Origin of the sequence: Variovorax sp. OV700 (assembly GCF_900099805.1) — a bacterium.
GTDB lineage: Bacteria > Pseudomonadota > Gammaproteobacteria > Burkholderiales > Burkholderiaceae_C > Variovorax.
In genome coordinates, this window is the sequence record NZ_FNDR01000003.1 from 533933 (window position 1) to 560327 (window position 26395).

At 67.0% G+C, this 26395-nt stretch carries 21 protein-coding genes; 10 read left to right on the forward strand and 11 right to left on the reverse strand.

The window, feature by feature from the left end:
* Nucleotides 1-4 precede the first annotated feature (4 nt).
* The gene (locus BLR24_RS09510) at nt 5-541 is read right to left on the reverse strand and encodes a pseudouridine synthase (RefSeq protein WP_093016336.1); all 537 of its coding nucleotides are present in this window, start codon (nt 539-541) and stop codon (nt 5-7) included.
* Complete coding sequence (locus tag BLR24_RS09515) at nt 541-2355, reverse strand: glutamine--tRNA ligase/YqeY domain fusion protein (RefSeq protein ID WP_093016112.1); 1815 nt, start codon at nt 2353-2355, stop codon at nt 541-543. Before BLR24_RS09515 ends, BLR24_RS09510 begins: the two co-directional genes overlap by 1 nt.
* Nucleotides 2356-2489: 134 nt before the next feature.
* On the opposite strand from BLR24_RS09515, the gene BLR24_RS09520 reads away from it, so the two are divergent.
* Nucleotides 2490-2837: a hypothetical protein gene (locus BLR24_RS09520; protein WP_093016338.1), complete on the forward strand. Its 348-nt coding sequence runs from the start codon at nt 2490-2492 to the stop codon at nt 2835-2837.
* 86 nt (nt 2838-2923) lie between these two features.
* Here BLR24_RS09520 and BLR24_RS09525 read toward each other — a convergent pair whose 3' ends face one another.
* From BLR24_RS09525 to BLR24_RS09545, 5 genes are read right to left on the reverse strand one after another with little or no spacing between them, the layout of a single operon-like run.
* On the reverse strand, nt 2924-3757 hold the full coding sequence (locus BLR24_RS09525) for a LytR/AlgR family response regulator transcription factor (RefSeq protein ID WP_093016115.1): 834 nt from the start codon (nt 3755-3757) through the stop codon (nt 2924-2926).
* Complete coding sequence (locus BLR24_RS09530; RefSeq protein ID WP_093016118.1) at nt 3754-4824, reverse strand: sensor histidine kinase; 1071 nt, start codon at nt 4822-4824, stop codon at nt 3754-3756. The genes BLR24_RS09525 and BLR24_RS09530 overlap by 4 nt, the downstream gene beginning before the upstream one ends.
* Nucleotides 4821-5123: a 2TM domain-containing protein gene (locus tag BLR24_RS09535; RefSeq protein ID WP_093016121.1), complete on the reverse strand. Its 303-nt coding sequence runs from the start codon at nt 5121-5123 to the stop codon at nt 4821-4823. Before BLR24_RS09535 ends, BLR24_RS09530 begins: the two co-directional genes overlap by 4 nt.
* Nucleotides 5120-6070 (reverse strand): sterol desaturase family protein, encoded by a 951-nt coding sequence (locus BLR24_RS09540; protein WP_093016124.1) that lies wholly within the window; start codon nt 6068-6070, stop codon nt 5120-5122. The genes BLR24_RS09535 and BLR24_RS09540 overlap by 4 nt, the downstream gene beginning before the upstream one ends.
* A gap of 32 nt (nt 6071-6102) precedes the next feature.
* Nucleotides 6103-6624 carry a DUF6622 family protein gene (locus tag BLR24_RS09545; protein WP_093016127.1) on the reverse strand — a complete coding sequence of 174 codons (522 nt, stop codon included), beginning with the start codon at nt 6622-6624 and terminating at the stop codon, nt 6103-6105.
* A gap of 225 nt (nt 6625-6849) precedes the next feature.
* Between BLR24_RS09545 and BLR24_RS09550 the strand changes: the two genes are divergently transcribed.
* From BLR24_RS09550 to BLR24_RS09565, 4 genes are all read left to right on the forward strand, one after another.
* A complete protein-coding gene (locus BLR24_RS09550; protein WP_093016130.1) occupies nt 6850-8205 on the forward strand; it encodes an efflux RND transporter periplasmic adaptor subunit in 1356 nt (451 codons plus the stop codon).
* Nucleotides 8206-8246: 41 nt separating this feature from the next.
* Nucleotides 8247-11354 (forward strand): efflux RND transporter permease subunit, encoded by a 3108-nt coding sequence (locus BLR24_RS09555; RefSeq protein WP_093016133.1) that lies wholly within the window; start codon nt 8247-8249, stop codon nt 11352-11354.
* Complete coding sequence (locus tag BLR24_RS09560) at nt 11351-14593, forward strand: efflux RND transporter permease subunit (protein WP_093016135.1); 3243 nt, start codon at nt 11351-11353, stop codon at nt 14591-14593. The genes BLR24_RS09555 and BLR24_RS09560 overlap by 4 nt, the downstream gene beginning before the upstream one ends.
* Nucleotides 14594-14716: 123 nt before the next feature.
* Complete coding sequence (locus BLR24_RS09565) at nt 14717-16135, forward strand: efflux transporter outer membrane subunit (protein ID WP_093016138.1); 1419 nt, start codon at nt 14717-14719, stop codon at nt 16133-16135.
* Between the two features lie 105 nt (nt 16136-16240).
* Here BLR24_RS09565 and BLR24_RS09570 read toward each other — a convergent pair whose 3' ends face one another.
* Both BLR24_RS09570 and BLR24_RS09575 read right to left on the reverse strand, forming a co-directional pair.
* A complete protein-coding gene (locus tag BLR24_RS09570; RefSeq protein WP_093016340.1) occupies nt 16241-16606 on the reverse strand; it encodes an SPW repeat protein in 366 nt (121 codons plus the stop codon).
* Between the two features lie 109 nt (nt 16607-16715).
* Nucleotides 16716-17582 carry a MurR/RpiR family transcriptional regulator gene (locus BLR24_RS09575; RefSeq protein WP_093016141.1) on the reverse strand — a complete coding sequence of 289 codons (867 nt, stop codon included), beginning with the start codon at nt 17580-17582 and terminating at the stop codon, nt 16716-16718.
* Between the two features lie 147 nt (nt 17583-17729).
* Here BLR24_RS09575 and BLR24_RS09580 point away from each other — a divergent pair, with 147 nt between their 5' ends.
* From BLR24_RS09580 to BLR24_RS09595, 4 genes are all read left to right on the forward strand, one after another.
* Nucleotides 17730-19064, forward strand: coding sequence for an aspartate aminotransferase family protein (locus tag BLR24_RS09580; protein WP_093016144.1), 1335 nt, complete (start codon nt 17730-17732; stop codon nt 19062-19064).
* A gap of 56 nt (nt 19065-19120) precedes the next feature.
* Nucleotides 19121-20038 carry an amino acid ABC transporter substrate-binding protein gene (locus BLR24_RS09585; protein ID WP_093016147.1) on the forward strand — a complete coding sequence of 306 codons (918 nt, stop codon included), beginning with the start codon at nt 19121-19123 and terminating at the stop codon, nt 20036-20038.
* Between the two features lie 13 nt (nt 20039-20051).
* Nucleotides 20052-20717 (forward strand): aspartate/glutamate racemase family protein, encoded by a 666-nt coding sequence (locus tag BLR24_RS09590; RefSeq protein WP_093016151.1) that lies wholly within the window; start codon nt 20052-20054, stop codon nt 20715-20717.
* Nucleotides 20718-20797: 80 nt separating this feature from the next.
* Nucleotides 20798-21622, forward strand: coding sequence for an undecaprenyl-diphosphate phosphatase (locus BLR24_RS09595; protein ID WP_093016154.1), 825 nt, complete (start codon nt 20798-20800; stop codon nt 21620-21622).
* 45 nt (nt 21623-21667) lie between these two features.
* Here BLR24_RS09595 and BLR24_RS09600 read toward each other — a convergent pair whose 3' ends face one another.
* Together BLR24_RS09600 and BLR24_RS09605 are read right to left on the reverse strand one after the other, a co-directional pair.
* Nucleotides 21668-22417, reverse strand: coding sequence for a response regulator transcription factor (locus BLR24_RS09600; protein ID WP_254787221.1), 750 nt, complete (start codon nt 22415-22417; stop codon nt 21668-21670).
* Between the two features lie 131 nt (nt 22418-22548).
* A complete protein-coding gene (locus tag BLR24_RS09605) occupies nt 22549-24423 on the reverse strand; it encodes a sensor histidine kinase (protein ID WP_093016160.1) in 1875 nt (624 codons plus the stop codon).
* An 89-nt stretch (nt 24424-24512) separates the two neighbouring features.
* Here BLR24_RS09605 and BLR24_RS09610 point away from each other — a divergent pair, with 89 nt between their 5' ends.
* A complete protein-coding gene (locus BLR24_RS09610) occupies nt 24513-26378 on the forward strand; it encodes a YadA family autotransporter adhesin (protein WP_093016163.1) in 1866 nt (621 codons plus the stop codon).
* Nucleotides 26379-26395: the final 17 nt, after the last annotated feature.

Below are 26395 nucleotides of genomic sequence, written 5' to 3' on the forward strand. Positions count from 1 at the left end.
CTCGCTACTCCAGCCAGGTGCCGGGCGCCAATCCGTCCAGCGTGTGCGGCCCGATGGCGGCGCGAATCAGACGCAGGGTGGGAAGCCCCACGGCGGCAGTCATGCGCCGCACCTGGCGGTTGCGGCCTTCGCTGATCGCCAGTTCCAGCCACGCGGTCGGAATGCTCTTGCGTTCGCGAATGGGCGGTTGCCGTGCCCACACATCGGGCGGTGGGTCGAGCAGGCGTGCACGGGCCGGGCGCGTGAGGCCATCGTTGAGCTGCACGCCTTGGCGCAACGCGGCAAGCGCCTCTTCAGTGGGCACGCCTTCCACCTGCACCCAATAGGTTTTCTCCATCTTGAAGCGCGGATCGGCGATGCGCGCCTGAAGCTGGCCGTCGTTGGTGAGCAGCAGCAGGCCCTCGCTGTCGGCATCGAGGCGGCCGGCGACATAGACGTCAGGAATGTCGATGAAGTCTTTCAGCCCGCGCCAGCGGCCCTCGGGCGTGAACTGGCTGAGCACGCCGTAGGGTTTGTTGAAGCGGATCAGGCGGGAAGGAATTACTTTCCCCAGCTGTCCCGCATGCCCGCGGCGCGATTGAACACCCGCTTGCCGCTTGCACCAGCCTTCGCATCGAGCACGAAGTACCCGTGCCGCTCGAACTGAATCCCGACACCGGGTTCGGCCTTGGCCAGCGAAGGCTCCACAAAGGCCGAGCAAACCTCCAGGCTCTGCTTGTTCAACTCGTCCAGCAGTTCACCGCTGCCCGGATTCGCCGCCGAGAACAGCCGCTCATACAAGCGCACTTCAGCCTGCACCGCATCCGCCGAGGCCACCCAAGTGATGTTGCCCTTCACCTTGATGGCGTCCGCGCCGGGCGTGCCGCTCTTGGTGTCGGGCACGAGCGTGGCCTGCACTTCGATGAGCTTGCCGCTCGCGTCCTTGGTGCCGCCGGTGCATTCGATGACGTGGCCGTATTTGAGCCGCACCTTGTTGCCGGGGAACAGTCGGAAGAAGCCCTTGGGCTGCACTTCTTCGTAGTCGGTGCGCTCGATCCACACCTCGCGGCCGAGCTTGAAGTCGCGCCTGCCCATTTCGGGGTGGTGCGGGTGCACGGGGGCGGAGCAGTCGTCCAGGACGTCGTCGCCGCCCATGAGTTCGCCCCAGTTGGTAATGACCAGCTTCACAGGATCCAGCACGGCCATGGCGCGCGGTGCGATGGGGTCGAGCGTGTCGCGCAACGCGGCCTCAAGGCTCGCGTAGTCGATCCAGCCGCCGGACTTGGTGGTGCCGCTGCGTTCGCAGAACAGGCGCAGCGCCTCGGGCGTATAGCCGCGGCGGCGCAGGCCGGCCAGGGTGGGCATGCGGGGGTCGTCCCAGCCGTCGACGTGCTTTTCTTCGACCAGCTGGCGCAGCTTGCGCTTGCTGGTCATCACGTGCGTGACGTTCAGCCGCGCAAATTCATATTGGCGCGGATGCGGGCTGGCGATGAGGCCGCCTTCGGCCAAACGGTCGAGCAACCAGTCGTAGAAGGGGCGCTGGTCTTCGAACTCCAGCGTGCAGATGGAATGGGTGATCTGCTCCAGCGCGTCTTCGATGGGATGCGCAAAGGTGTACATCGGGTAGATGCACCACTTGTCGCCGGTGTTGTGGTGAGTGGCCCGGCGCACGCGGTACAGCGCGGGGTCGCGCATGTTGATGTTGGTGCTGGCCATGTCGATCTTGGCGCGCAGGATGGCAGCGCCGTCGGCCACCTGGCCATCACGCATGGCGCGAAAGCGCGCAAGGTTTTCCTCGGGCGTGCGGGTGCGGAAGGGGCTGTCGGTGCCGGGCGTGTTGAAGTCGCCGCGGTTCGCGCGAACTTCGTCGGCCGTCTGTTCGTCCACGTAAGCGAGGCCGGCGCCAATCAGGTACTCGGCCGCGCGGTACATGAAGTCGAAGTAGTCGCTCGCAAAGTATTCGTGCGGCTGCAGGGTGCCCGGCGCGCTGGGGCGGTCGGCCAGGTAGGTCTCGTAGCCGAGCCACTGGACGGCATCGCGGATGGAATCGACGTATTCCTGTTCTTCTTTCTCCGGGTTGGTGTCGTCGAAGCGCAGATGACACACGCCGCCGTATTCCCTGGCCAGCTCGAAATTGAGCCAGATGCTCTTGGCATGGCCGATGTGCAGGTAGCCGTTGGGTTCGGGCGGAAAGCGCATGCGCACCTTGGCCGGATCGGCCATGCCCTGGGCGTGATGGGCGGCGTCGCCGGGCGAACCGCCCCATTTGCGGCCAGAATAGGCACCCTGCGCGAGGTCGTTTTCGATCACGTGGCGCAAGAAATTACTCGGTGCAGCGGCTGTTTTTGCGCTGTCTTTGTCGGTCGGGGAGGTCATTGCGGCATTCTAGAGTGCACCCCCTGCCAGTTACCTTTGGCAACGTTCTTCACATTGCGGCGGGCAACCGCTTTGCATTTGGCGCGTTCAATACATACATGGGCGGGAAACGCCCCAACCAGGAGTCCAAGATCATGAGCCTCACACGTTCAACCTTTTTCAAATGGGCCGCCGCGGGTGTCGTGGCAGCCGGTGCATTGTTTGCGGCCACTTCGGCCAGTGCTCGTGGTGACGTGAGCTGGTCGGTGGGCGTGGGCCTGCCAGGGGTGGCTGTGGGAGTGGGCGCTCCAGCCTACTACCCGGCGCCGGTGTACGCGGCCCCTGCGCCCGTGTACTACGACGCGCCGCCCCCGGTTTATTACCGTCCGCCGCCGCCCGTCTACTACCGTCCGGCCCCGGTGTACTACGCGCCGCCGGCCTACTACGCGCCCCGCTACTACGGTCCGCGCGGCTATCACCACGGCCATCGCCACTGGCGCTAAGCGGTAGCTGAGGCGGAATTTCCGCCATGTGAAAAAGCCGGTCCCTCAGGGCCGGCTTTTTTATGTGCGTTTCGAGCCTGCTTATTTCACATTGCGCGAAACAGGTGCCCGTAAAGCCGGCTGACCGGAATTTTCTCGGGCCGGCCGCGCAAGTCCAGATGCAACTTGCCCGCCTCGTCGCGGTGTACGGCCTCGATGGCCGAGCTGCGCACCACCACCGCACGGTGTACTTGCCAGAAGACCTCGGGGTCGAGTTGGGTCAGCAGCTGCTTCAGCGGCGTGCGAATCAGGTATTCGTGCGTGGCGGTGAGCACGCGAATGTATTTGTCCGCCGCCTCGAAATACAGCACCTCGTCCATCGGGACCATGCGCACGGTGCTGCCGCCGGCTTCACTGGCTGCAATCATCCGGAGCGGGGCGGTGGCTGGTGCCTGCGCGCCGCCGGACGCAGCCGAAAGCACCTGGCGCCACTGCGCAAGGGTTTGCTCCAACACTTCGTCGGCTCCGTGCGGGGCCGGTTTCGATGGCTGCTGTGCGGTCAAGGCCTGCTGCAGCCGCAGCACGGTCTTGCGCAGGCGCTCGGGCTGCACCGGCTTGAGCACGTAGTCGATGGCCTGGGTTTCAAAGGCGCGGGCGGCGTATTCGTCGTAGGCGGTCACGAACACCAGCTGCGGCATGGGCGCCTCGTCGGTCGGCCAGCTGTCGGCCAGTTCGGCGGCAGCGCCCAGGCCGTCGAGGCCGGGCATGCGAATGTCGAAGAACAGTACCTGCGGCAGCAGGCGGAGCGCCTCGCGGACGGCGCCGCGGCCGTCGCCGGTGGTGGCAAGCACCTGCAGTTCAGGCCATGCAGCGGCCAGTTCGGCCTTGAGCGCCTGGGCAAGCAGGGGCTCGTCTTCGGCAATGAGGGCGGTGGGGTTCATGCGCGTGGGGGCAAGGGAAAGCTGATGATGGTGCGGGTACCGCCCGCGGGCTCGGGGCCCAGGCTCATGTGGCCCTGGTCGCCGTACACGGTGGCCAGCCGTTCGCGGACCTGCGCGAGCCCGAAACCGCCGCCTTCCGACGGCGACGGGTTTGCGTCGAGGCCGACCCCGGTGTCGCTCACTTCGATGACCAGCCGGTCAGCCTCCTGGCGGGCGCGCACCATGATATTGCCGCCTTCGACCTTGGGCTCGAGCCCGTGGCGGATGCTGTTTTCCACCAGCGGCTGAAGCAGCAGCGGCGGCACGGGCGTGTCGCGCAAATCTTCCGGCAGATCGAGCGTGTAGCGCAGGCGCTCGCCCATGCGCACGGACATCAGCTCGAGATAGTCGGCAAGGCGTTCGAACTCGGCCGACAGCGGATGCGCCAGGGCGCGCGAGCCGCTGAGCGTCATGCGCAGGTAGTTGTTGAGGCGGTCGAGCATGGCCACGGCGCGCGGCGGATCGAGGGTGATCAGCACGCGCAGGTTCGCCAGCGTGTTGAACAGCATGTGCGGCTCCAGCTGCGTCTCCAGCAGCTTGAGCCGTGCCTCGGTGGCATTGCGCTGCGCCAGGTCGAGCTGGCTTTGCATGTGCTTGCTCTTGCCGAGGCTGAAAAAGAAGAAGCACATGCCGATGGTGGCAACCAGGGTGATGATGATGGTCGAGGCCATCTTGCGCGCGGCGAGGTTGCGGAACTCGAGCGGCGGCGCGCCGACCCAGGCGTCGCCGATGACGTTGCCGCCCAGAAAGCCGACGGTGATACCCAGCGCTATCAGCCCATAGCTCCAGAGGCCGTGCGGCCACAGCACCTCCTTGTGACCGCTCAGAAGCAACCGGCCGGTGTCGATGACGAGCCAACAGATCGTTCCGATCGACAGCGAATACACCATCTGGGATTCCCAACTGCCGTTGCCCGAGATGGCCAACGCGGAAGCGATGAGGCAGCAGAAGGCGACGGTGATCAGGCCATGCCGAAGCATGCCGCGGACGTTCTCCGCGCGGAAACGAGGGAGCGCCTCAACACTCATCCGCGCTCTCCGGAGCGCAGAGCGCGCCGTTCGCGCTCCACCAGCCGGTCGTAGAAATTGCCGCCAGGCGCAACGAACCAGATCACGGCGCCGTGTATGAGAAGGCCCAGGCCCCAGCCCATGAGCGGGTACACCGCCCAGGTATGGCCGCGCGATGCCGAGAGCACCACCAGCCCGAGATTGACCAGAACGTAGACGAAGGCATGGATGTACCAGCCCATCTTGGCACGGGCGCGGCGGCGGGCAAGTCGCTCGACGTCGGAGGAAGAGGGGTTCGAATTGGATGCAGCGGTGTTCATGACAGCTCCTTGAATTGGACAGGAATGAGATCGGTGGCGGCGGGCAATGATGATGGTGGTCGCACAGCCGCCCGCTCGCGCAGTTCCTCGGTCGTCTCGCCCGGCCCGTCGGGCTGCCAGCCTGGCGGCATGAGAAGGTAGCCGATGAAAGCCCGCGCCGAGCGCGCCGCGCGCAGGTCGCGCAGCAGTGCACGCCAATGGGTGAATTCGATCTCGAAGATGTTGTTGGACACCATCGGCTTCACCAGCCCGTAGCGGCAGGGAAGGTCGGCGCGCTCCGGAATGTAGGTGCCGAACAGGCGATCGAACACGATCAGCACGCCGCCGTAGTTGCCGTCCAGGTATTCCAGGTTCGAGGCGTGGTGCACGCGGTGGGCCGATGGCGTATTGAGCACCCATTCCAGTGGCCCCAGCTTCGGAATCCAGGTGGCGTGAATCCAGAACTGGTACAGCAGGTTCAGCGTGAGCATCAGCAGGATCACCTTCGGCGGCATGCCCAGCAGCGGCGCGAGCATGAAGAAAGCGAGCGTGCCGGTGAGCCGGCCCGTCCAGCCGAAGCGGTAGGCGGCCGACAGGTTCAGCTGGTTCGGCGAATGGTGGATGGCGTGCGTGCACCAGAACCAGCGCACCCGGTGCGCGGCGCGGTGGTACCAGTAGTAGCAGAACTCCTGGCCGACGAAGCAGGCGACCCAGCCGCTCCAGTGGCCCATGGGCAGCGTGAAGAGGCGGTGGTTCCAGAACCAGTCCATCGCGCCGGTCCAGAAGGCCAGCGGCAGCAACCAGCGCAGGGGATACTCGCGCACCAGGAAGTCGACCACGGAAACGCCGGCGGCCTTCCAGTCGTAGCTGCCCCAGCCGTTGCGCCACGACAGCACCAGCGCCTCGGCGATGGAAGCGGCGAGCACCACCGTGACGGCAATCTGGAGGATCAACAAGAGCACGGTCATGGTGGTTCCTGGAATGTGCGCCGGCGGCGATCTTAGGCCGCGCGGGCTGCCACGGCCATGGCGTCGGTGCGGATGGCCAGCTTCCACAGGCGCACGGCCCGTGCCGCGAAAATCCCGCTGAAGGCGCCGTAAAGCATGGGAACCGCGACGGCGAAGCTGGCTTGCTGGCGCAGCTCGGGGTGCATGGCCAGAGCCACGCCCACCACGTACTTGGTGAAGAAGATGCCCATCATCAGCACCAGCGGCACCGCGCTGCCAGCCACCTGGAACTCGCGTGCGGCGCGGTCGTAGCGCGTGCCGGCGGGCAGGGACCGCTGCAGCACCATCAGCACCAGCGCGGTAGCCGCCACGGCCCAGCCAAGCAGGGCGCCGGGCGAATCGCCAAAAGCCGAGATCACGCCGGCCAGCGAAAGACCTGTCATGGCAATCGGCACCACCGTGACCTTGGCGAGGCTGACACTGCCGGACATCAGCTGCTTGCAGCCCAGCCACACGAGCAGCACGAAAACGGCGAAGACCCACTTCGGGGTGTGAAGAATGATTTGCAGCAGCATGGTGTTTCTCCAACAAACGGTGATTCGATGGGCGGACTGTGCCGGCGCCCCCACGCAGCCGCCACGGGTCTGCGACGAAATGCGGGCTTGCGGCGCCAAGCGCAGGGGATTGGCGCGAAACGCGCCGTTCGCCGCAGCTTTACCGGCGCTTTACGGTTCATAAGACAGGCGCGCTACGATGCAGCGCTCCACTAGCGGCCGTACTTGCGCACTGCCACATCACACATGGAATCTCCGAACTCCGAGCCTTCTTCCGGCGATTCGCCTGCTGTACAACCGGCAACACAACCTTCCTCGTCTCCGCCGCCCCGGCCGCCCTCGCGCCGCAAGCTCTGGCTCGGCAGCCTGATCGCGCTGCTGTTGCTGCTGGCGCTGGGAGGCGGCGCCTGGTATCTCATCAACCGCAAGGCCAGCCCCACCGGCGGCCCGGGCTTCGGCGGTGCGACCGTCACGGTTGGCCATGCGGCGGCGCGCGAAATCGAGCTTCCGGTCACCATCGATGCGCTGGGCACGGTCACGCCGTTGGCAACGATCACGCTCAAGGCGCAGGTGGGCGGCGTGCTGACCGAGGTTCTCTTTACCGAAGGGCAGACCGTTGCCAAGAACCAACTGCTCGCGCGCATCGATCCCCGGCCCTACGAGCAGGCGCTGATGCAGGCTCGCGGCACCCGCCAGCGCGACGAGGCGCAGCTCGAGGCCGCGCGCGTCACGCTGGCGCGCTACCGCACGCTGCTGGGGCAGGACTCCATCGCCCGGCAGGACGTCGACACCCAGGCCGCGCTGGTCCGCCAGCTCGAAGGCACGGTCACCACCGACCTCGCCGCCGAAGCCGCCGCCAAGCTGAACCTCGACTACACCCGCATCACTTCGCCGGTGGCCGGCCGCATCGGCCTGCGCGCCGTGGACGCCGGCAACACCGTCACGGCCAACGCGACCACGGGCATCGCGGTCATCACGCAGATGAACCCGATCGACGTGCAGTTCTCGGTGCCGCAAGACCGAGTGCCTGATATCCAGGCACAGCTCGCCAAGGGTGAGCCGCTGCCGGTCACCGCATTCGATCGCACCCGAGCGGTAACGCTCGACATCGGGACTTTCTCCACGCTCGATAACCTGGTCGACACCACCACCGGCACGGTGAAGGCCAAGGCCCGCTTCGGCAATGCAGAGACCACGCTGTTCCCGAGCCAGTTCGTCAATGTGCAGATGCTGCTGCGCAAGGTGCGGGCGGTGGTGGTTCCAGTGACGGCCGTGCGCACGGGCCCCAATGGCGACTATGTCTACGTGATCGACGAAGACCGCAAGGTGTCGACGCGGCCGGTGAAGCGCGGCGAAGCCAACTCCGAGGTGGTGGCCATCACCTCGGGCCTGCGTGTCGGCGAGAACGTGGTGACCGAAGGCGGCGACCGCATCAAGGACGGGTCGGCCGTGCAGCTGCAGGGCGACCGGCCCGCGGCAGGTCCGCGCGGCGGTGCTTCCGGCCCGCGCGGTGCGGCTTCGGGTCCGCGCGGCGCACGCGGCGAGCGTGGAGAACGCGGCGAAGGCGGTGGAGAGCGGCGGCGCCAACGCCCGCCGCAATGACGAGCAACCACAACACCACACGGAAACAGCGAGCGTCCGCGATGAGCCCCTCCCGCCCTTTTATCGAACGGCCGGTGGCCACGGCGCTGCTGATGGTGGCCATCGTGCTGGCCGGCCTCGTCGGACTGCGGCTGCTGCCGCTGGCCGCGCTGCCGCAGGTCGACTATCCGACCATCCAGGTGCAGACCCTCTATCCCGGCGGCAGCCCCGAGGTCATGGGCCGCACTGTGACGGCCCCGCTCGAGCGCCAGTTCGGCCAGATGGCGGGCCTCAATCGCATGAGCTCGGTGAGCTCGGCGGGCGTCTCCATCGTTACGCTGCAGTTCGCCCTCGACCAGACGCTGGACGTGGCCGAGCAGCAGGTGCAGGCCGCCATCAACGCGGGCAGCTCGCTGCTGCCGGCCGACCTGCCGGCACCCCCGGTGTACGCCAAGGTGAACCCGGCCGATGCGCCCATCCTCACGTTGGCCGTGAGCTCGGAGACCATGCCGCTCACCGAGGTGCAGAACCTCGTGAACACGCGGCTCGCGCAAAAGATCAGCCAGGTCAGCGGCGTGGGGTTGGTGTCGCTTTCGGGCGGGCAGCGCCCGGCCGTGCGCATCCAGGCCGACACCAACGCGCTCGCGTCGGTGGGCATCGGCCTGGACACGCTGCGCAGCGCCATCACCGCGGCCAACGCCAACAGCGCCAAGGGCAGTTTCGACGGACCGCGGCGTGCCTACACCATCAACGCCAACGACCAGCTTGTGACGGCGGACGACTACAAGAACCTCATCGTCGCTTGGAAGAACGGCGCACCGGTGCGGATGACCGACGTGGCGCGCGTGGTCGACGGCGCCGAGAACACGCAGCTGGGCGCCTGGGCAGCGCTGCGCGCCGGCGAGCAGCCGGCCACGCTCTATCCCGCCATCATCCTCAACGTACAGCGCCAGCCCGGCGCGAACGTGATCGGCACCGTCGATGCCATCAAGAAGCAATTGCCCGAACTCGAGGCATCGCTCCCGGGCTCGATCAAGGTGGAGGTGCTGAGCGACCGCACCACCGGCATTCGCGCCTCGGTCTCGCACGTGCAGCTCGAGCTCGGGCTGGCCGTGGTGATGGTGGTGCTGGTGATCTTCTTCTTTTTGCACAGCGTGCGCGCGACCATCATCGCGAGCCTGGCGGTGCCAATCTCGCTCATCGGCACCTGCGGGCTGATGTACCTGCTGGGCTACAGCCTCAACAACCTGAGCCTGATGGCGCTGACCATTGCCACCGGCTTCGTGGTGGACGACGCGATCGTGATGATCGAGAACATCGCGCGCTACCTGGAAGAGGGCGACCCGCCGTTCAAGGCCGCGCTCAAGGGTGCCACGCAAATCGGCTTCACCATCATCTCGCTCACGGTGTCGCTCATCGCGGTGCTGATTCCACTGCTGTTCATGGGCGACGTGGTGGGCCGGCTGTTCCGCGAGTTTGCCGTCACGTTGGCCATCACCATCCTGATTTCCGCCGTGGTGTCGCTCACGCTGGTACCGATGATGTCGGCGCGCTGGCTCAAGCCGCAGGCCGAGGAGGGCGGACGTTTCGGTGCCAGCGTGCAGCGTTTCTTCGACCGCGTCATTGGCCGCTACGACGTGTGGCTGCAATGGGTGCTGCGCCACCAGCCGCTGACGCTCATCGTGGCACTGGCCACGCTGGCGCTGACGGTGCTGCTCTACGTGGTGATTCCCAAGGGGCTGTTTCCGACGCAGGACACCGGGCAGCTGCAGGCGCGCATCGAGGCGTCGCAGGATGTGTCGTACACGCGAATGGCCGAGCTGCAGAAGCAAGCCGCCAATGCCATCCTGGCCGACCCCGAAGTGGCCAGCGTGAGCTCGGTGGTGGGCGTTGACGCTGCCAACAACACGGCGCTGAACACCGGCAGCATGCTCATCAACATGCGCGCCGACCGGGGCAACCAGGAAGCCACCATGCAGCGCCTGCGCGAGCGGGTGCGTGCCGTGGCCGGCGTGACGTTGTACCTGCAGCCCACGCAAGACCTGACCATCGACGCCGAAACCGGTCCGACCGAATTCCGCGTCTCGCTCGAAGGGGTGGACACCAACACCGTCGATACCTGGGCGCAAAAGCTGGTGGAGCGGCTGCGCTCCGAACCGCTGGTGCGCAATGCCACCACCAACGCAGGCGCGAAGGGCCTGGCTGCCTATGTGGACATCGACCGCAACACGGCGTCGCGCCTCTCGGTCACGGCCAGTTCGGTGGACGACACGCTGTACAGCGCGTTCGGCCAGCGGATCGTCTCGACCATCTTCACCGAAACCAATCAGTACCGCGTGATCCTGGAAGCGCAGCGCGAAGCCCTGGCCTCGCCGCAGCTGCTGGGCAACCTGCAATTGCGCACCGGCGGCGGCAGTGCAACCACGCTGTCGTCGATTGCCACGGTGCGCGAGCGGCCGGCGCCGCTGCAGGTCACGCACGTGGCGCAGTATCCGGCGGCCACAGTGGGCTTCGACACGGCCGAGAACGTGGCGCTCGGAAAGTCGGTGGCGGCCATTCGCGCGGCGGCCAAGGAAATCGGCATGCCGTCGAGCATGACCATGACCTTCCTGGGTGCGGCGGGGGCCTACGAGAAATCGCTTTCCAACCAGCTGTGGCTCATCCTGGCGGCAGTGGTGTGCGTGTACATCGTGCTGGGCGTGCTGTATGAGAGCTACATCCATCCGCTGACGATTCTCTCGACACTGCCCTCGGCCGGCGTGGGCGCGCTGCTGGCCTTGATGGTCACCGGCAACGACCTGGGCGTGATCGGCATCATCGGCATCATCCTCTTGATCGGCATCGTGAAGAAGAACGCGATCATGATGATCGACTTTGCCATCGACGCCGAGCGGCGCGAGGGCAAGTCGCCGCAGGAGGCCATCCACCAGGCGGCATTGCTGCGCTTCCGGCCCATTCTGATGACCACGCTGGCGGCGCTTTTCGCGGCGCTGCCGCTGATGTTCGGCTGGGGCGAGGGCGCCGAGCTGCGCCGGCCGCTGGGCCTGGCGATCTTCGGCGGGCTGGTGGTGAGCCAGGTGCTCACGCTGTTCACCACGCCGGTGGTCTACCTGGCATTCGACCGGCTGGGCCGTCGCTTCCGGCCCAAGGGGGAGGCCGCAGCCGCATGAACCTCTCCAGGCCTTTCGTCGAACGTCCGATTGCCACGGTCCTCTTGACCATCGGCATTGCGCTGGCTGGGATCGCCGGGTTCCTCGTGCTGCCTGTGTCGCCGTTGCCGCAGGTCGACTTTCCCACTATCTCGGTGACGGCCAGCCTGTCGGGTGCGAGCCCGAGCACCATGGCATCGAGCGTGGCGACGCCGCTGGAGCGGCGGCTCGGCGTGATTGCGGGCGTCAACGAGCTCACCTCGACCAGTTCCAACGGCTCGACCCGCATCAGCCTCCAGTTCGACCTCAAGCGCAACATCGACAGTGCCGCGCGCGAGGTGCAGGCGGCCATCAACGCGGCGCGGGCCGACCTGCCGGCCACCTTGCGCAGCAACCCGACCTACCGCAAGCGCAACCCGACGGCCGCGCCCATCGCGATCCTGGCGCTCACGTCCAAGACGCGCACGCCGGGGCAGATCTACGAGGCCGTGTCCAACATCGTGAGCCAGAAGGTCTCGCAGGTGGAGGGCGTGGGCGAAGTCGAGATCGGCGGCGGCTCGCTGCCGGCGGTGCGGGTGGAGCTCGAGCCTTTTTCGCTCAACCGCTACGGCATCAGCAGCGAAGACGTGCGCGCCGCCATCCAGGCCAACAACGCCAACCGTCCCAAGGGCGCGATCGAGAACGACGAGCGCCGGCTGCAGATCTATACGCCCTCGCCGGGCCGCCACGCTGTGGAGTACCGCGACATGGTGATCGCCTGGCGCAACGGCGCGGCCGTGCGGCTGGGCGACGTCGCGCGAGTGATAGACAGCGTGGAGAACACGCGCACGCTGGGCCTTTTCAACGGACAACCCGCGGTGGTCGTGCTGGTCACGCAGGAGCCCGGCGCCAACATCATCCAGACGGTGGACGGCCTGCGCGAACTGCTGCCTGAGCTGCGTGCCCAGCTGCCGCAGGACATCGAGGTGCAGGTGGCCTCCGACCGCACCAACTCCATCCGCGCCTCGCTGCGCGAGATCGAGGCCACGCTGATGATCTCCATCGCGCTGGTGGTGCTCGTGGTGGGCCTGTTCCTGCGCCGTGCGCGTGCCACCATCATTCCGGCCGTGGCCACGGTGGTGTCGCTGCTCGGCACCTTCGGCGTGATGCACCTGCTGGGCTACAGCCTGAACAACCTGAGCCTGATGGCGCTGACGGTGGCCACCGGCTTCGTGGTGGACGACGCCATCGTGGTGCTCGAGAACACCAGCCGCCACATCGAGGCCGGCGTGGGCCGCATCGAGGCGGCCCTGCGCGGCGCGCGCGAGGTGGGTTTCACCGTGCTGTCGATCAGCCTGTCGCTGGTGGCGGTGTTCATACCGCTGCTGTTCATGGACGGGCAGATCGGCCGCCTGTTCCGCGAATTCGCGGTCACCCTGTCGGTGGCGGTGCTCATCTCGCTGGTGATCTCGCTCACCACCACGCCCATGCTGTGCGCCATGCTGCTGCGGGCCGAGCAGCCCGATGCCAAGCCGCCGGGGCGCCTGGCGCGCATGGCCGAAAGCGTCTACCAATGGAGCCTGCGCACCTATGCCCACAGCCTCGACTGGGCCCTCGCGAGCAAGGCCGTGGTCATGGTGGTGCTGCTGGCAGTCATCGGGCTCAACGTGTACCTGTTCTCTGCCATTCCCAAGGGCTACTTCCCCGAGCAGGACAACGGCCAGCTCAATGCGGGCCTGCGCGCGGACCAGAGCATTTCGTCGGCCGCGCTGAGCGAAAAACTGCGCCAGGCGGTCGACATCATTCACAAGGACCCGGCGGTCGATACCGTGGTTGGCTTTGCGGGCGGCAGCCGCTCGGGTGGCGGCTTCATGTTCGTCAATCTCAAGCCGTTGTCTCAGCGCACCGAAAAGACCGCGGCGGTCGTCAACCGGCTGCGGCCGCAGCTCAACCAGCTGACCGGCCTGCGCGTGTTCCTGAGCCCGGTGCAAGACCTGCGCATGGGCGGGCGATCGAGTAATTCGACCTACCAGTACACGCTGAAGGGCGACAACCTGGCCGACCTGCGCACCTGGACCGCCAAGCTGGCCGACCGGCTGCGCCAGGAAACCGCGCTGACCGACGTGGACAGCGACCAGGCGGACAACGGCGTTGAAACTTATGTCGATGTCGACCGCGAAAGCGCCGCGCGGCTTGGCGTGACGTCGAGCGCGGTCGACAACGCGCTCTACAACGCCTACGGGCAGCGCTCGGTCGCCACCATCTACGACGAGCTCAACCAGTATTCAGTGATCATGGAATGGGCGCCACGCTACCAGCGCGCGCCCGTCGTGCTGAAGGACCTGTACGTACCCTCGACGCTCACCACCAGCACCACCGCGAGCGGCGCAACCATCGTGAGTTCGCTGGCCAACACCACCGATGCGACCACCGGCACCTCGACCACCACGTCGGCCAACCCGGCACTGCGCACCGCGTCCACCGGCCAGGCGCTGGCCGCGAACACCACGCTGATGGTGCCGCTCTCGGCCATCGCCAAGGTCAGCGAGCGCGCTGTGCCAAGCTCCATCGACCACCAGGACACCGAACTCGCAAGCACCGTCTCGTTCAACCTGGACGAGGGCGTGACGCTGCAGGATGCGCGGCGCATCGTCGCGCAGGCCGAGGCCGACATCGCCATGCCCGTGAACGTGCGCGGCAGCTTCCAGGGTACGGCGCTCGCCGCGCAGCAATCGCAGGGGCAGCAGCTGGCGCTCATCCTGGCAGCCATCGTGGTCATCTACATCGTGCTCGGCATCCTTTATGAAAGCCTGATCCACCCGATCACGGTGCTGACCACGCTGCCTTCGGCCGGCGTGGGCGCGGTGCTGGCGTTGCTGCTGTTCCACATGGATTTTTCGATCATTGCGCTGATCGGGCTTTTCCTCCTGATCGGCATCGTGAAGAAGAATGCGATTCTGATCATCGACTTCGCGCTCGAGGCGGAGCGCGCGCGCGGCATCTCGGCCGTGGAAGCGGTGCGCGAGGCGTGCCTGCTGCGCTTCCGGCCGATTCTCATGACCACGCTGGCCGCCGCGCTGGGCGCGCTGCCGCTGGCGATCGGTTTCGGCCAGGGCGCCGAACTGCGTCAGCCGCTGGGCGTGGCGATCATCGGCGGCCTGGTGGCGAGCCAGCTGCTTACGCTGCTGACCACGCCGGTGGTCTACGTGCTGCTCGACAAGCTGCGCCGGCGCTCGGGCAACGAGCGGCACCTGAGCCGCGCCGCGAGCTTGCCAGTATGAAACCCACCCCCGTCCCTCGCTCACTTCGTGTAGCTCGACTCCCCCCTCAAGGGGGCAACACCGGCGGCCCGGCAAAGCCGGTTCCGCGGTGTCCCCGGCCTCCGAGAAAATGAATCCCTTGCCATGACACATCGCACCCGCATCCCTTCGCTGTCCGCGCTCGCCTTCGCGGCCATGGTGGCCGGCTGCGCCGTAGGCCCTGCATACCAGGTGCCAAGCTCGGCCATGCCCGCCGGCTGGAAGGAGCAGAAGACCGCCGAGGGCTGGCTGCCCGCGGCCCCGGCCGATGCGCTCGATCGCGGCGATTGGTGGGAGCTTTTCGGCGATGCCACGCTCGACGAGCTGGCCGCCAGGGTGCAGGTGTCGAACCAGAACATTGCCGCGGCCGTGGCCAACTACGCGCAGGCGCAGGCTCTGGTGCGGGGGGAGCGCGCCGCACTGTTCCCCACGGTATCGCTCGACGGCAGCGGCCGGCGAAGCGGCAACATCGGCGGCAGCAGCAATGCGTCCAATGCCTTTTCGGCCACGCTCGGTGTCGACTGGGCGCCCGACGTGTGGGGCCGGCTGCGGCAGGCCGTGACCAGCGCACAGGCGAATGCACAGGCCAGCGAGGCCGACCTGGCGTCGGCACGCCTCTCGGCCATCGGCGACCTGGCGACCAATTATTTTTCACTGCGCGAAGCCGACGCCGAAATCGTTCTGCTCGACCAGACCATCGAGGGCTACCAGCGCGCCTTCGAGATCACGAGCAACCGCTACAAGGCCGGCATTGCGGCCCAGACCGACGTGCTGCAGGCGCAGACCCAGCTCGTGACCGCGCAGGCCGAGCGCGTGGGCTTGCAGCGCACCCGTGCCACGCTGGAGCACGCCATTGCCATGCTGGTGGGCGTGGCGCCCGCCGACTTCAGCCTGCCGCCTGCGCAGTGGACGCCCACGGTGCCTGGCATCCCCACCGGCGTGCCTTCCACCCTGCTGCAGCGCCGGCCCGACATTGCCGCCGCCGAGCGTGCGGTGGCAGCGGCCAATGCGCAGATCGGCATTGCGCGGTCGGCGTACTTCCCGAACTTCGGGCTCAGCGCTTCGATTGGCAGCAATGCGAGCCGCGTGAAAGACCTGTTCAATGCCTCCAACACGCTGTGGGCGCTCGGCCTTTCCGTGGCGCAGGTGGTGTTCGATGCCGGCGCCATCGGCGCGAGCGTCGACTCGGCCAAGGCGGCCCATGAAGCCAGCGTGGCGCGTTACCGGCAGGCTGTTCTCACGGCGTTCCAGGCGGTGGAAGACCAGTTGACGGCCGGCGCCGCGCTCGCGCAGCAGGAGGGCCTGCGGCGCGAGGCATCGGCCGCCGCCGACAAGACCGAGCAGCAGCTGCTCAACCGCTACCGCGCGGCGCAGGTCAGCTACACGGACGTGGTCACGGCGCAGGCAGCCGCTCTCAGTGCGCGGCGCACGCTGGTGCAGCTGCAGGTCAATCGGCAGACCGCCGCGGTAGCACTCATCCAAGCTCTTGGCGGCGGCTGGCAACAGCCCACCCCCCTCCGCTGAGCGGAGCGGACTGGCTGTGCGCGAGATGGGCGGCTGCCCATCCCCTCAGCCCCGGCGTGGGTTACGCGCGGAGCCGTTCTTCTTCACGGCGCGATCGTCAGGCGCTCAGTGCGCGTGACGGTCCAGGGACCCGCCGAGGTAGTCCTTGTCGGTCACCAGAACCCAGAGTGCGAGCACCAGGATCGCCGCTGCCACGAGCACTGCGTTGACCATCGCTTTCTCAACGGTGGCAAAGCCTAGTACCCAGGGTGACGCGGCCAGCCAGATGGCGATCGCGCCTTCGGTCCACTCTTCCCATGCACGCGGAACCAGGGTCGCCCCCAGCGCCACTGCGCCCAGCACGACGCCTGTCGCCACTGCGCTCCACATCGCGTAAGTGACGTCCTGGAACCCCAGGACCCAAGGCGAGATGATCAGCCACGCACCGAGCGCGACGCTGACGGGGTCTTGCCAATGTTTCACCTGCTTCATGGTCATTACCTCCTGTCGCGGCACACAACCGCGACAGTCGTTCGACCATTCGGGCTCGAACGGGGTTCCGCCATTGCGGCACTGCAGCACGCGGATTCGGCTCGGAGGCCTAATTTCCGCGCGGCACCGGCGGCACCAGGTAAGCCCCTGACTCGAACAGCTGCGCCTCGGCCTGGTCGATGCGCCGGATCACCGGCTTGCCCGCGCGGCTTGCGAGCAATTCGACCAGCGCCTCGGTCACGGCAACCCCCGCCGCCACCGACGGAAAGAACGAGGGGCTGTTGATCGTGAAAAGGAGCGTTTCGTCCGCCAGCAGCGACAGCGGCGACGTCACGCTGTCGGTGATGGCCACGATGCGGCAACCGGCCGCCTTGGCCGCTTGTGCCACCTGAAGCGCCTCGCGCGAGTAGGGCATGAAGCTGGCCACCACCAGCGCGTCGCCCTTGGCAAAGGCGCGTTGCTGCATTTCGAGCGAGCCGCCCTGGCCGTCGACCAGGTGCACGCTGGCGCGGAAGAGCCGATACACGTAGACGAACGAAAACGCGATCGGAAAGCAGGCCCTGAAACCCGCCGCATGCACGGCCGGCGCCTTCTCGATCAGCGCACAGGCTTTTTGCAGCGCCTGCTCGCTCTGCTGGTGCGTGGCCTCGAGGTTGCGGCGCTGAACCTCGAACATCTCGGCCGTCAGGCTTCGGTCCTGCGCGCGGCCGATGAGTTGCTTGGCCCGCCCGCCGTAGGTTTCGCTGCCCAGGCCCATGTCGCCAGCAAAGGCTTCCTTGAGCTGCGGCCAGCCCGCATAGCCCAGATGCTGCGCAAAACGCACCAACGTGGCGGGCGTGCTTTGCGCGCGCGTGCCCACGTTGCGCATCGATGCGGTCACCACCTCGTTGGGGTGGTCGAGCACGTAGCGCGCAACCTGCTGCAGGGCCGGGCTCAACTCGTTGAAACGCTGGCGGATCTGGTCTCTGGCGCCCATGGCGGTGTCTCTCTTCTGGCGGTTGTTGGAACGAATGTACCGGACACGGAACGACGAAGTAGTTGACGGAACAAACGTTCCAAATAATAATCCGGCGGAAACGTTGGTTCCAAACACGCATCCGCCATCCACCGCCGCCCAACCGTCATGACGCACGTCCTCCATCGCCACCTTCGCCACACGCCCCCCGTTGCCACAGGCTCCGGCGGCATGTTCATCCGCGACGCCGAGGGCCGCGAATACCTCGATGCCTCGGGCGGCGCGGCCGTGTCGTCGCTCGGCCATGCGCACCCCGAGGTGCTGGCCGCCATGCATGCGCAGATCGACAAGCTGGCGTACGCGCACACCAGCTTCTTCACAAGCGAAGTGGCCGAGCGGCTGGCCGACGAACTGATCGCTTCCGCCCCCGAAGGCATGAGCCATGCGTACCTGGTGAGCGGCGGGTCCGAGGCGGTCGAGGCGGCGCTCAAGATGGCGCGGCAATATTTCGTCGAGATCGGCCAGCCGCAGCGCACGCACTTCATCGCGCGCCGCCAGAGCTATCACGGCAACACGCTGGGCGCGCTGGCTGTGGGCGGCAACGCATGGCGGCGCGAGCCGTTCGCGCCCATCCTCGTGCCGGCCACGCATGTGGCGCCGTGCTACCCCTATCGCGAGCAGCGCGTCGGCGAGAGCGCCGAGCAATACGGCCTGCGCCTTGCGGCCGAACTCGAGACGGCCATCGTCGCGCAGGGCGCCGATCGCGTCATCGCTTTTGTGGCCGAAACGGTGGGCGGCGCCACGGCCGGCGTGCTCACGCCCGTGCCGGGCTACTTCAAGGCCGTGCGCGCGGTGTGCGACAAATACGGCGTGCTGCTGATCCTCGACGAAGTGATGTGCGGCATGGGGCGCACCGGCACGCTGCACGCCTGCGAACAAGAGGGCGTGGTGCCCGACCTGATGACCATTGCCAAGGGCCTGGGCGGCGGCTATCAGCCGATCGGCGCGGTGCTGGCGCAGGGCAAGGTCGTCGAGGCCATGTCGAAGGGCAGCGGCTTCTTCCAGCATGGCCACACCTACCTTGGCCATCCCATGGCCTGTGCGGCGGCGCTCGCGGTGCAGCAGGTGATCCGGCGCGACGGCCTGGTCGCCAAGGTGCGTGAAGACGGCGCGGCCTTCGGCGCCATGCTGGCCGAAGCGCTCGGCGGCCATGCGCACGTGGGCGACATCCGCGGCCGCGGCTTCTTCTGGGGCATCGAGCTGGTGGCCGACCGCGCGAGCAAGGCGCCGTTCGATCCGACGTTGAAGGTCAACGCAGCCATCAAGAAGGACGCCATGGCGCGCGGCCTGCTGTGCTATCCCTTCGGCGGCACGGTCGATGGCCGGCAGGGCGACCACGTGCTGCTCGCGCCACCGTTCATCGCGAAGCGGCAAGACCTGCGGGAAATCGCCACCCGCCTCGCTGCTTCGATCGGCGCGGTGACGAGTGCCGCCGCGCGCTGACCACTGCTCAATTTCTTTCGCCGTTTTCTTCAACCGCCGTTCCGAGGAGCGCTCCCATGCCCAAGCTTCGTCTGCCGATTCCCTTCGGTGCTGCCGCTCTCGCGGTGGCCTTTGCCGTCCTCCTGCCGCACACGGCCGCACAGGCGCAGGACAACAACGACACGCTCGCCAAGATCAAGGCAAGCGGCACCATCACCTTCGGCTATCGCGAGTCGTCCTTCGGCTTCTCGTACCTCGATGGCAACCTCAAGCCCGTGGGCTACAGCATCGAAATCTGCAACCGCATCGTCGAGGCGGTGAAGAGCGAGCTCAAGCTGCCGGCCATCGAGATCAAGTACCAGGCCGTGACCTCGGCCAACCGCATTCCGCTGGTGCAGAACGGCACGGTCGACATCGAGTGCGGCTCCACCACCAACCTGGTCGAGCGCCAGAAACAGGTGGCGTTTTCGCCCGACATCTTCCGCTACAACGTGCGCATGCTGGTCAAGGCCGATGCGGGCATCAGGAGCATTGCCGACCTGCAGGGCAAGACGGTGGTCACCACCACCGGCACCACCTCGTTCCGCCTGCTGCGCGAGGCGGACAAGGGCCGCAATCTCGAGGTGAACAACCTCGGCGGCAAGGACCACAGCGACTCGTTCCTGCTGGTGGAAAGCGGCAGGGCGCAGGCCTTCGTGCTCGACGACATCCTGCTGGCCGGGCAGATCGCGAATGCGCGCAACCCGAAGGATTTCATCATCGCCGGCGAGAGCCTGCGCACCGAGAACCAGTCGCTCATGTTCCGCAAGGACGATCCGGCCTTCAAGGCGCTGGTGGACCGCGTGGTGTCGGGCATGATGAAGTCCGGCGAGATGGAGAAGCTCTACAACAAGTGGTTCACGTCGCCCATTCCGCCCAAGGGCATCAACATCAACTACCCGCTCAACGCAGAGACGAAAGAGGCCTTTGCCAACCCGTCTTCCAAGGGCATCTGACCGCCGTTCCCGCATGACCCGCATCGCACTGATCCACGCGCTTTCGCATTCGGTTGCGCCCATCAACGCCGCCTTCGAGCGCGAGTGGCCAGAGGCCGTGCGCATGAACCTGCTGGACGACAGCCTCTCGGCCAACCTTGCGCGCGGTGGGCGCGGCCTCGGCGCTGCCATGCACGTGCGCTTTCAGCGGCTCGCACAGTACGCGGTCGACACTGGTGCAGAGGGCATTCTCTTCACATGCTCGGCCTTCGGGCCGTGCATCGAGGCGGTGGCGCAGCGGCATGCGGGCATTCCGGTGCTCAAGCCCAACGAGGCCATGGTTGCCGAGGCCGCGCAAGCTCCAACCGAAGGGCAGGGCAAGCTCGGCCTCATCGCAACCTTCGCGGCCACGCTCGTGTCGATGCCGCCTGAATTTCCCTCCGGCATCGCGCTCGAACCCGCGTTGGCCGAAGGCGCGCTCGATGCCTTGAACGCTGGCGACACACAGCGCCACGATGCCTTGATCGCCGCGCAGGCGGTGGCTCTGCGCAATCGCGGCTGCACGCGCATTGCGCTCGCGCAGTTCAGCATGGCGCGCGCGCGCACGGCCTGCGAGCAAGCGAGCGGCTTGCCCGTGCTCACCACCGTAGACAGTGCGGTGCGAGCCCTGCGGATGCGCGCCGGTCAAGTCCCTCGATAAGGCCCGCAACTGTCCGGGGCCAGCTGAACCTGGCCTGACTCGATGCCTCGCCATAATTGACGCTCTTTAAAGGAGTAAGCGTGGACATCGTTTTGCTGGTGAAGGCCGCCGTCATGGGCATCGTCGAGGGGCTGACCGAGTTTCTGCCCATCTCGTCGACCGGACATCTGATTCTTGCGGGCTCGTTGCTCGGCTTCGACGACGCCAAGGCCAAGGTGTTCGACATCGCGATTCAGACCGGCGCGATCTTCGCGGTGATCCTGGTGTACTGGCAGAAGATCCATTCCACCGTGGTGGCGTTGCCGCGGCAGGCCAAGGCAAGGCGTCTCGCGCTCAACGTGGTCATCGGCTTCATTCCCGCCGTGGTGCTCGGCCTGATATTCGGCAAGATGATCAAGGAGCAGCTCTTCACGCCCGTGGTGGTGGCAAGCACGTTCATCATCGGCGGCTTCATCATCCTGTGGGCCGAGAAGCGGCCGCCGGGTTCGATCCGCATCGAGCACGTCGACGACATGACGATGTGGGACGCCCTCAAGGTCGGTCTGGTGCAGTGTTTCGCGATGATTCCGGGCACCAGCCGCAGCGGCTCGACCATCATCGGCGGCATGCTGCTGGGCCTGTCACGCCAGGCCGCCACGGACTTCTCGTTCTTCCTTGCCATTCCGACGCTGATCGGCGCTGGTGCCTACAGCCTCTACAAGGAACGCGCGCTGCTCTCGATGGCCGACGTTCCATTGTTCTCCGTGGGCCTGGTGTTCTCGTTCGTCAGTGCGTGGCTCTGCGTGCGCTGGCTGCTGAAGTACATCAGCACGCACAATTTCATCCCGTTTGCCTGGTACCGCATCGCCTTCGGCATCGTGGTGCTGGCGACGGCATGGACGGGGACGGTGGTTTGGGCGGAGTAGCAAGGAACGTAGCGTGCGGCGTAGCGCGGCCGCGAAGCAACTGCGCTATCGCAGCAGAATGCTTGTGCTGACCGCCTGGTACGCCGAGCCGGCCCGCGGGCCCAGCGCCAGCTTTCTATAGATGTTCCGGGTGCGGCGTTCCACCGCAAGCCGGGGGGTCGAAAGCGTTTCGGCGATGTCGCGGTGGGTAAGCCCCTGCACCACGAGTTCCAGCATGTTGCGTTCGCGCAGCGTCAGTGCCGCGTCCGGCATGGACAGCAAGTCGCTTGCGTGATCGGCATGCCACGCGAGAACGCGCCGGGCAATGGCCGCATCGATGAGCGCGCCGCCTTGTTCGATGCTTCGCAGCGCGATGCTGAGTTCGAGGTCGTCGCGCTCCTTCAGCAAATAGGCCACGGCGCCTGCGCGCAATGCCGAAAAGATGGTTTTTTCGGTGCGCGACGAGGCGGAAATTGCCACCGCCGACACCTGCGGGTGGTGCGCTTGCAGCCATTCGATGAGCTCGATTCCGCGGCCGTCCGGCAGTCCGATATCGACAAGGGCGACGCCGAAGCGCTGGCTCTCGAACAGTTGCATGGCCGTCGCGTCGTCGTCGGTCCATGCGATTTGCGGCTCGTCGCAGCCGAGCATCGACAGAACGTAGTGCAAACGTTCCTGCATCGCCCGGTCGTTTTCGACCACGAGGGTCGGGCTCAGGGAGATGACTTCAACGGCTTCCGAGAGGGAAGTTGACATTTGTGCTGCATTCTGAAGCGGCGGCCGGAGAACTGGGACGTTTTTACTTATTTTCAGCAATTGTTACCGAAGATGGCAATTTGTATCATCTGGTTTATCCCCGTCTTGACAGGGCCGGCGCGGAGCAGGCCCGTCCCAGCGGATACGGACGAAAACGCGCCCCGCGCGAGAAGCCGGGCGTTCGCAGGCTCTCAGGCTGTGGACGCCAGTGGCAGGCGCAGGGCCAGTTGCGTCTCGCCGGGCCGCGAATGCAACTGCAGATCCGCCCCGAGGCGGCGCGCGCGGGCGCGCAGGCTGCGTAAGCCCGCGCCGCCTCCCTTGTCGGCCCCATCCACCACGAAGCCGCAGCCGTCATCGCGCACGCTTAGTTGCAGTTCGTTGCCGGTGCGCGTCACTGCCACATCCACGCGGCGGCTTGCGCTGTGTTTGAGCACATTGGTCAGTGCCTCCTGTAGAAAGCGAAGCAGGTCGAGGCTCTGCGAGGGAGGGAGTTCGAGCATCTCGATGTTCGACACCTGCCAGCGGCAGTCGATGCCGTTGGCGTCGAGCAATTGCGAGGTGCGATGGCGCAGTGGCGCGAGCAGTTCACCGAACGCCCGGGCACCGTCGTGGCGGCCGGTGGCGTCGATGATCAGCCGCAGGTCGTCGCGCAGGCGCTTGAGCATGGCCAGCAACTCGGGCGCGGAGAGGTTCTCGGGCTTGCGTTCCAGCGTCGCGATGCTGCCGACCAGCATGCCCCCCAGCCCGTCGTGCAGGTCGCTCGCAAGGTTGACGCGCTCGCCGATGCGCGCATGCGCCAGCTCCAGCGCATGCTGCTGCGCGAGCGTGGCGGCCAACTCGGCCTTGGCAGCGTTCACTTCCTCGATCAGCTCGGTGTTGAAGTTCTCGATGCGTTTCAGGCTCTGCACGAAGCGGCCGGCCTGGGTCAGCGCCATGCCGAGCAGCAGCAGGTACGACGAGATGGTCGTGTAGTAGACGTTGCTGTCGATCACCTGCGTGAACACCAGCAGATCGTGCGCACCTGCGACTGCGGATACCGCCATGAACGGCGCAAGCAAACGCATCGGACTGCCGGGGTGGCGCCAGGCGTGCACGATGGACGCGCTGTTGACGGCAATGGTCATGAGGCCGCCCACCAGAGTCCAGAAGGCGCGATGCAGGGGCAGGCCCGGGCCGTTCGCCAGCCACAGGTCGAGCACGCCGGCCAGCGTGACCAGCAGCGCCGCCAGTTCCAGGCGCGGCATGCGCCGGTCGCAGAAGCGCAACGCAAAGACGACATAGGAAGCGCTGAACACCAGCAGCAGCGAGGTGTTCAGCGCCTGCCAGCTGTGGTTGGAGGCAAAGGGCCAGGGGCTGGTCGCTATCTGGTTGTAGCCGAACAGCAGCCACAGCACGTCCATTACCGCGAACCAGCCGTAGGCGGTTTCGCGCCGGCGCATCAGCCACAGCGCGGCGAAGAGGGCCGAGACAGCGGCGCTCACCGCGAGGCCCAGCACCTGCAGGTCGCGGCGCACGATGTGCTCGTAAGTGAACGCGGCTTGCATCGCCGCCGGCGTGCCGAGGCTGACCGGGCCGAGGCCTGCCTGGTAGGCGGACAGGCCCGAGACGCGCACCTGCAGCGTGTTGGTGCCGCTTTGCAGCAGCGGCGGCGCCAGCAGCCAGTAGCGCGGCGTGTTCCAGGCGCGCGTGAGCGGCTCGACCAGGCTCTCGTCGCGCGAGATCGGCGTGCCGTTGAGCGACACCGCACCGGCCATGTTGAGGTAGTGCAGCAGCAGCCCGACCTCCCGCAGCTGTTCCGGCTGCTCCCAGGTCAGCCGGTACCAGACCACGCCGTCGAAGCCCGGCCAGCGCCCGGCCCAGCTGTCGGGCAGGGTGACGGGCGTCCAGCCGTCGGCCGGCGGGGCGGTGTCGTCCCAGCCGGGGCTGCGCACCGCTTCGACATGGAGTTCAGCAGCGGGTGGTTGCGCCCGCGCCAACGCAGGGCCGGTGACAAGGAGGAGGAAGAAAAGAACGGCGCCAATCGACGCAGCAAGCCATGCCCGCGGAAGAGGTTCTCGGTGTGGCATTTACCAATTTTCGGGGATGGCCCCGTCGAGCCCGGAAAGACACACTTTGCCACGTTTGTTTTATTTGCTTTCGAAAAATGAGGAAGTCCATGCCAGTCCAGATCGGCACCAATGGCACCCGTCAAGGGTTGCGCAAACTTCGGCATCTGCCTGCGATTGCGTTGCTGGTCGCAGGAAGCGCCTACGCGGCAGGATTCGCAGGTGGCACGGCGGGCAATGACGGCCCTGCAACCAACAACGGGACGGAAGGCGCCGGAGGCGCCGCGGCCATCATCTCGGGAAACGGGGCCACGGCGGTCGGTGCGGGCGGTGATGGCGGCATCGGAACTGCGGGAGGCGTCGGCGGCGCGGGCGGGGCGGGAGCCAGCGCAACCGCAAGCGGCGCAACCGCCGTCGGGGGCGGCGGTGCTGGCGCACTGGGCGAAGCGGGGGGAACGGGCGGCGCAGGGGGACGCGGCGCCCAGGCCTCGGCGGGCGGCGCGATCGCGCTCGGCGCGGGAGGCGCGGGCACCGACGGTTGTTGCGGCAGCACCGGCCAGGCGGGCGGCAGCGGCGCGCAGGCTTCGGGCAATGCGGCGATCGCCATCGGGAGCGCCTCCGGCACCAGCCAGGGCGCCGTGGCATCCGGCAACGGCAGCACCGCGATCGGTGGCGCCAACGGCGGCGCTTCGGGCGCGGCCGCATTGGCCACGGGCAGCGTGGCGATCGGGTCCGGCAGCCAGGTCGCGAGCGGCGCGAATGGCAGCGTGGCCATCGGTGCGAATTCTGTTGCCACGGCGGCCAACACGGTGTCTTTCGGGACTGCGGGGCAGACGCGCGGCCTGGTCAATGTCAGCGCGGGGTCGGTGACCGCCACGAGCACCGACGCCGTCAACGGCAGTCAGCTGTTCACCGTGCAGCAGACCGCCAACACCGCGGCATCCACCGCCTCCGCGGCACAAACCGCCGCCTCTGCTGCACAAACCACTGCCAACGCAGCCGTGGGTGCTGCGGGCGCGGCACAGACAACGGCCAACTCCGCGCTTGGCCTGGCCCAGAACTCGGCGCAGTACGGTGCGGGGGGCACTTCGCTGCAACTCAATGCCAACGGCGGTGCTGGCACCACCATCAGCAATGTCGGCGCGGGTCAGGTTACGACGGATGCCGCCAATGTCGGCCAGGTGCAGCAGGCCCAACAGACCGCCGTCACCACGGCAAACAACTTCACCGTTCAGCAGGTCACCGCATTGCAGGCCCTGATGAACCAGGCATTGGCCAGCGGTGTGTGCGCGGTGGGCGCGGGTGGCGCCGTGGCCTGCGGGCCCGGGGCCAGCGCTAGCGGTGCCGGCAGCACGTCGATGGGCACCAACGCGCAGGCCAATGGCGAAAACACCGTCGCCATCGGGAACGGCGCGCAAGCCAGCCATGCGGGCTCGGTCGCCATCGGCGCCGGCGCCAGGGCGCTGGCCGATCCCACCACCGCCGTGGGCAACAATGCGGTGGCCACCGGCAACAACGCCGTGGCGCTGGGGGCCAACACACTGGCTTCGGGCAGCAATGCGGTCGCGCTGGGACAGGGCTCGGTGGCGGATCGCGACAACACCGTCTCGGTAGGCAACGCGGCCACCGGCCAGCTGCGCGGCATTGCGAATGTCGCCCCCGGCTTGCTGGGCACCGATGCCGTCAACGTCAACCAGTTGCAGCAGGCGGTGAGCAATGCGACAAGCCAGGCAAACGCCTTTGCAGCGCAGGGCGTCGCTGCGGCGCTGGCGATGCCGTCGATGCCGACGTTGTCGGTGGGCAAGAAATGGATGGGTGCCGCCGTGGGCAACTACGCCGGGGCATCGGCCATCGGCTTCGCTTTCGGCTATCAGGTCAATGACAACCTGAACCTGGGGCTGGGCGTCTCCACTGCCACCAGCAGCGGCAGCAGCAATCGCATGGCCGCTCGCGTTCAGGCGGGTTACTCATGGTGAAGCGCGCAGGGATGCCG